The organism is Solemya elarraichensis gill symbiont, from assembly GCF_002021095.1.
In the GTDB taxonomy this organism is placed as follows: domain Bacteria; phylum Pseudomonadota; class Gammaproteobacteria; order Chromatiales; family Chromatiaceae.
Genome location: NZ_MPRK01000137.1, coordinates 1 through 4,880, shown reverse-complemented (window position 1 = coordinate 4,880; position 4,880 = coordinate 1). Strand labels below are relative to the sequence as shown.

The window sequence follows — 4,880 nt, the reverse complement described above, 5'->3', positions numbered from 1 at the left end:
GTCGAATGCCTCCAGTGTGCGATTCAGCGCATAGGCAAGATCAGGCGCGGTGTCAGCAAAGGTGCCATCCAGGTCGAACAGGACAGCTTCAATCTTTTCCATCTTGTTCCGGTTTCACTGCGGTCATCAGGTAATTGACATCAATGTCGCGCGGATTGAGCTTGTAGGTACGGGCTAGCGGATTGTAGGTCATACCGGTCAGATCGGTGACGTTCAGGCTTGCCTGGCGACAGCACTCATCGAGTTCCGATGGGCGCAGAAATTTGCGATATTCATGCGTTCCCTTCGGCAGCATGTTGAGAATGTATTCAGCGCCGACAACAGCCATCAGCCATGCCTTAGGGTTGCGGTTAATGGTTGACAGGAAGAGAGTGCCTCCAGGCTTGAGCAACTTTGCACAGCTGGCTACCACCGAGGCGGGATCAGGTACGTGTTCGAGCATTTCCATGCAAGTGACGACATCAAAAGTAGCGGGCCTCTCGTCTGCGAATTTTTCAACCATGACCTGTTGATAATCAACTTCGAGGCCTGACTCAAGCAGATGCAGACGGGCGACCTCCAGCGGTGCCTTGCCGGCATCTATGCCTGTGACTTGTGCGCCTCGTGCGGCCATGGATTCCGAGAGAATGCCGCCTCCACAGCCGACATCGAGCACCTGTTTACCTGCCAGCGGTGCTGCAGCGTCGATATAATCGAGGCGTAGCGGATTAATATCGTGAAGCGGTTTGAATTCGCTTTGCGGATCCCACCAGCGCGACGCCAGTTCTTCAAATTTCTTGACCTCGGCGTGATCGACATTGTCAGCGGTAGTTGCACTCATGAGTTTCTCCCTGAATAGCTCAGGTTTCTATTATAGAAAAAGTATCAGCAGAATTGTGCCGAGAATTACACGATAAATGACATACGGCAGCATGCCTGTTCTGTCCAGCAGCTTGAGGAACCAGTGGATAGCGAGCCAGGCGAACAGGAAAGAGAGCACTGCTCCGATCAGCATGTCACCCCAGTCAACTCCATCCTCCCCGGTAATGAGTTTATAGCTCATCAATACGCCGGAGAGAAGAATTGTCGGAATCGCGAGAAAAAAGGAGAAGCGAGAAGCTTCCCTTGGCTTGTAGCCAAGCAGCAGGCCTGCGGTGATAGTAATGCCAGACCGCGAAGTACCCGGGATAATCGCAAAGGCCTGCAGCAGGCCGACGAGTAATGCATCCGTCACCTTCATGCTGTCGAGAGTGCGATTCTTCTCACCGCGCCAGTCGCTGTACCAGAGCAACAGGCCGAAAATGATACTTGCGAGCCCGATGATAACCGGATTACGCAGGTCGTCCATGGCGAATCCGACAGTCGCAGCACCGATAACAACAATCGGCAGGGTGGCTATGATGATGTGTTTGCCGAGGTGGCTGTGGCTTGTCTCTGGTCCTCGCAGCAGGTAATGCCGGGTGGTATCAATGGTGAGCGCCAGTACATCCTTACGGAAATAGAGAATAACGGCGAGAAGTGAACCGACGTGGATAGCGACGTCAAATGAGAGCCCCTGGTCAGCCATGCCATCGATATAAGGCGCAAGTGCCAGGTGCGCAGAACTCGAGATCGGGAGGAATTCAGTGATGCCCTGTACAAAGGCGAGAAACAGAATGTGTAGGAAATCCAATGGGCTGACTATCTGGCGCTGGAATATGAATATGATACGGAATTAAGCCGCTTATTGCACCAGTTGATGATCCGTGATGAAGAGAACCCCGCATTCCAGGCAGTCGGGTGCCGTTGCGGAATGCGGGGATTACAAGCCCTCTATTGAGTGGAATTTTCCAGCGTGATGATGCGCTCATCCAGCGGCGGGTGGCTACTGAAAAGGCTTTTAACCTTGCCGCTGATGCCGAATGCTGCCATCTCGTCCGGCAGGGGTTGCGGATCATGCGCTGTCTGCAGCCGTCTCAGAGCCGCAATCATATTGTGTCTGCCAGCCAGGGCGGCGCCTCCTGCGTCAGCGCGAAACTCGCGGCGGCGTGAGAACCACATGACGATCATCGAGGCGAGCAGCGAGAAAATGATCTGTGCAACTATCGATCCAATGTAATAGCCGGGTCCGTATCCGCGTTCTGTTTTGAAAATTACCCGATCGACCAGGTGTCCGACGACACGTGAGAAGAAGATGACGAAGCTGTTCACAATTCCCTGTATCAGGGTCAGTGTCACCATGTCACCATTCGCCACGTGACTGACTTCATGAGCAAGGACCGCTTCAACTTCATTGCGGTTCATGTTCTCCAGCAGGCCGGCGCTGACAGCGACCAGTGAATTATTTCGATTGGCCCCGGTTGCGAAGGCATTCGGTGCGGGTGAGTCGAAAATACCAACTTCCGGCATGCCGATACCTGCCTGCTGGGCCTGGCGGGTAACTGTATCAACAAGCCACTGCTCTGCCTGGCCGTTTGGTGTCTCAATGACCTGCACACCCATGCTGCGCTTTGCCAGCCACTTGGACATAAACAGCGAGAAGAAGGAACCACCGAAACCGATCACAACTGAAAGCACCAGCAGTGCCTGCAGGTTCATATCAACGCCATTCTCCTGCAGTATGCCCTCGATACCGAGCAGCTGGAAAATGATACCAACAAGCAGTAAAACGGCGAAGTTGGTCGCCAGGAAGAGAAAAATGCGCAGCATCTGTTACTCCGTAATAGGAGAACCCCGCCCTGGGGTTCTGAAAAAATTGTGAATATGGGACTGTTTATATGGCCTTTGGCCGCCGATTTCAAGTACGGGGCTCGCCAATTGTCGGGTGTCGGAGTACACTCTCGCCTGGTTTTATTGATATTGGCAGGAACAAAGAGTTTTCCCATGACAATCAAGTCTGACAAGTGGATTCGTCGTATGGCCGAGAGCCACGGCATGATAGAGCCCTTTGAAACAGGGCAGGTACGTGATCTCGAGCATGGGCGCGCGATCTCCTACGGAACCTCGAGCTACGGCTACGATGTGCGCTGTGCGAACGAGTTCAAGATTTTTACCAATATCAATTCGGCAATCGTCGATCCCAAAAATTTTGATGACGAGAGTTTCGTCGATGTGACCTCTGATGTCTGTATCATCCCGCCGAATTCCTTTGCGCTTGCACGTACGGTTGAGTATTTGCGTATTCCACGCAATGTGCTGACGATCTGTCTTGGCAAGTCAACCTATGCCCGCTGCGGCATCATCGTGAATGTCACGCCGCTTGAGCCGGAATGGGAAGGGCACGTGACGCTAGAGTTTTCCAACACCACGCCACTGCCGGCAAAAATCTACGCCAACGAAGGTGTAGCACAGTTTCTTTTCTTTGAGTCTGACGAGGTGTGCGAAACTTCCTACAAGGATCGTGGCGGCAAGTACCATGGTCAGACTGGTGTGACCCTGCCGCGTTCGTGATGAAAAGCCAGGGTTAGCGTTCCCGCTTACAACTCATCCAGTTGAAGTGGGGCATCCAGGGGCTCTCCGTCAAACAGCGGCGTGTTGCCCTTACAGGTAAGACGGCCTTCAGCGATCCAGTTCACGACCAGGGGATAGATCTGGTGCTCTTTTTTGAGCAGGCGTTCAGCAAGGCTGTCGCTGGTGTCATCTTCCTGAACCCCGATTTTTGCCTGCAAAACAACCGGCCCACCATCGAGCTCCTCGGTAACGAAATGGACACTGGCGCCATGTGTGTCATCACCGTTTTCCAGAACACGGCGATGCGTGTGCAGGCCCTTGTGATTCGGTAGCAGTGACGGATGGATGTTGAGTAAACGACAGCTGTAGTGGCGCACAAAGTCACTCGTCAGGATACGCATGAAGCCGGCAAGCAGTACAAGGGACGGTTCAAAGCTGTCAATAGTATTGATTAACTCGGCATCGTAGCTGTCGCGGTCACTGAAGCCGGTATGGTCAACTACGACCGATTTCACGCCAGCGTAATTTGCGCGTTGCAGTGCATAGGCATCTGGCCTATTGCTGACGACAGCAACGACTTCAGCAGCAAAACCCGGCTCGGCGGCAGCATCCAGAATTGCCTGCAGGTTGCTGCCATTACCGGAAACAAGTACGACAATACGAAGCATGCGCCTGTCCGTGTTAGCCCGGATACTTCATGAAGGATTCGGGAATCAGGTTGTTTCTGGCTAAGCAGTTTGTTCGATCGACTGAAGAGGCATAGCCATTGCTATGGCTCGAGGTGGATCGGGCAAAAAAACGCCAGGAGCGTTTTTTCGCGTAAGCCCCACCGGGGTGAGGCGCAGGGATGCGCCGAACAATATGCAACGCCAGAAACTGCCTGAACCCGAATAGGACAAGTCGTGATATCTGCAGGCAACCAAATAATGTAGCAACCAATTGAGAGTAATATGTTCTATTCAAAATATCGTCCGTCTTTGTGAAATATCCGGGTTAGCTGTAGATAACCCGTGAGCCTTCGTCACCCTTGACGATACGGCCGATACGGTAGACGGTTTCTCCCTCGGCCTGCAACAGTTCAGTGGCGCGATCGCTCTCATCTTCAGGAACGACGACAACCATACCGATACCGCAGTTGAAGGTACGTAGCATTTCTGACTCTTCAACGCCGCCTTTCTGCTGCAACCAGCGGAACAGGGGAGGCATCTCCCAGCTGTCGAGACTGATTTCTGCATTGAGCCCGTCAGGCAGGACGCGCGGCAGGTTTTCTGGCAGGCCACCGCCGGTAATATGTGCAAGTGCATGCACATCAGTTGACTGGATCACTTTCAGCAGTTGCTTGACGTAGATGCGTGTCGGTGCAATCAGCGCATCACCAAGCGGGCGGCCGTCGATCTCTTCGGAGAGGTCAGCATCGGCAGCTTGCAGAATACGGCGAATCAGGGAATAGCCATTGGAATGGGGGCCGGAGG

General features: G+C 53.3%; 6 protein-coding genes and 1 pseudogene. 1 reads left to right on the top strand and 6 read right to left on the bottom strand.

Annotation, left to right across the window (positions count from 1 at the left end; genetic code table 11):
• The 4 genes and pseudogenes from BOW51_RS11670 to htpX all read right to left on the bottom strand — a co-directional run.
• Nucleotides 1–102: pseudogene (locus BOW51_RS11670) on the bottom strand (HAD family hydrolase); the annotation flags it as partial.
• Nucleotides 89–820 carry a bifunctional 2-polyprenyl-6-hydroxyphenol methylase/3-demethylubiquinol 3-O-methyltransferase UbiG gene (gene ubiG / locus BOW51_RS07555; RefSeq protein ID WP_078477148.1) on the bottom strand — a complete coding sequence of 244 codons (732 nt, stop codon included), beginning with the start codon at nucleotides 818–820 and terminating at the stop codon, nucleotides 89–91. The pseudogene BOW51_RS11670 and the gene ubiG, both read right to left, overlap by 14 nt.
• 30 nt (nucleotides 821–850) lie before the next feature.
• A complete protein-coding gene (locus BOW51_RS07550; RefSeq protein WP_078477147.1) occupies nucleotides 851–1,651 on the bottom strand; it encodes an undecaprenyl-diphosphate phosphatase in 801 nt (266 codons plus the stop codon).
• Nucleotides 1,652–1,791: 140 nt separating this feature from the next.
• Complete coding sequence (htpX, locus tag BOW51_RS07545) at nucleotides 1,792–2,667, bottom strand: protease HtpX (protein ID WP_078477146.1); 876 nt, start codon at nucleotides 2,665–2,667, stop codon at nucleotides 1,792–1,794.
• Between the two features lie 174 nt (nucleotides 2,668–2,841).
• Between htpX and dcd the strand changes: the two genes are divergently transcribed.
• Nucleotides 2,842–3,408 (top strand): dCTP deaminase, encoded by a 567-nt coding sequence (gene dcd, locus BOW51_RS07540; protein ID WP_078477150.1) that lies wholly within the window; start codon nucleotides 2,842–2,844, stop codon nucleotides 3,406–3,408.
• A 26-nt stretch (nucleotides 3,409–3,434) separates the two neighbouring features.
• Here the strand turns inward: dcd and purN are convergent, their stop codons facing one another.
• A complete protein-coding gene (gene purN, locus BOW51_RS07535) occupies nucleotides 3,435–4,076 on the bottom strand; it encodes a phosphoribosylglycinamide formyltransferase (protein ID WP_078477145.1) in 642 nt (213 codons plus the stop codon).
• Between the two features lie 325 nt (nucleotides 4,077–4,401).
• On the bottom strand, nucleotides 4,402–4,880 hold a 479-nt coding region (locus BOW51_RS07530; protein WP_245828606.1), incomplete at its 5' end, for a phosphoribosylformylglycinamidine cyclo-ligase.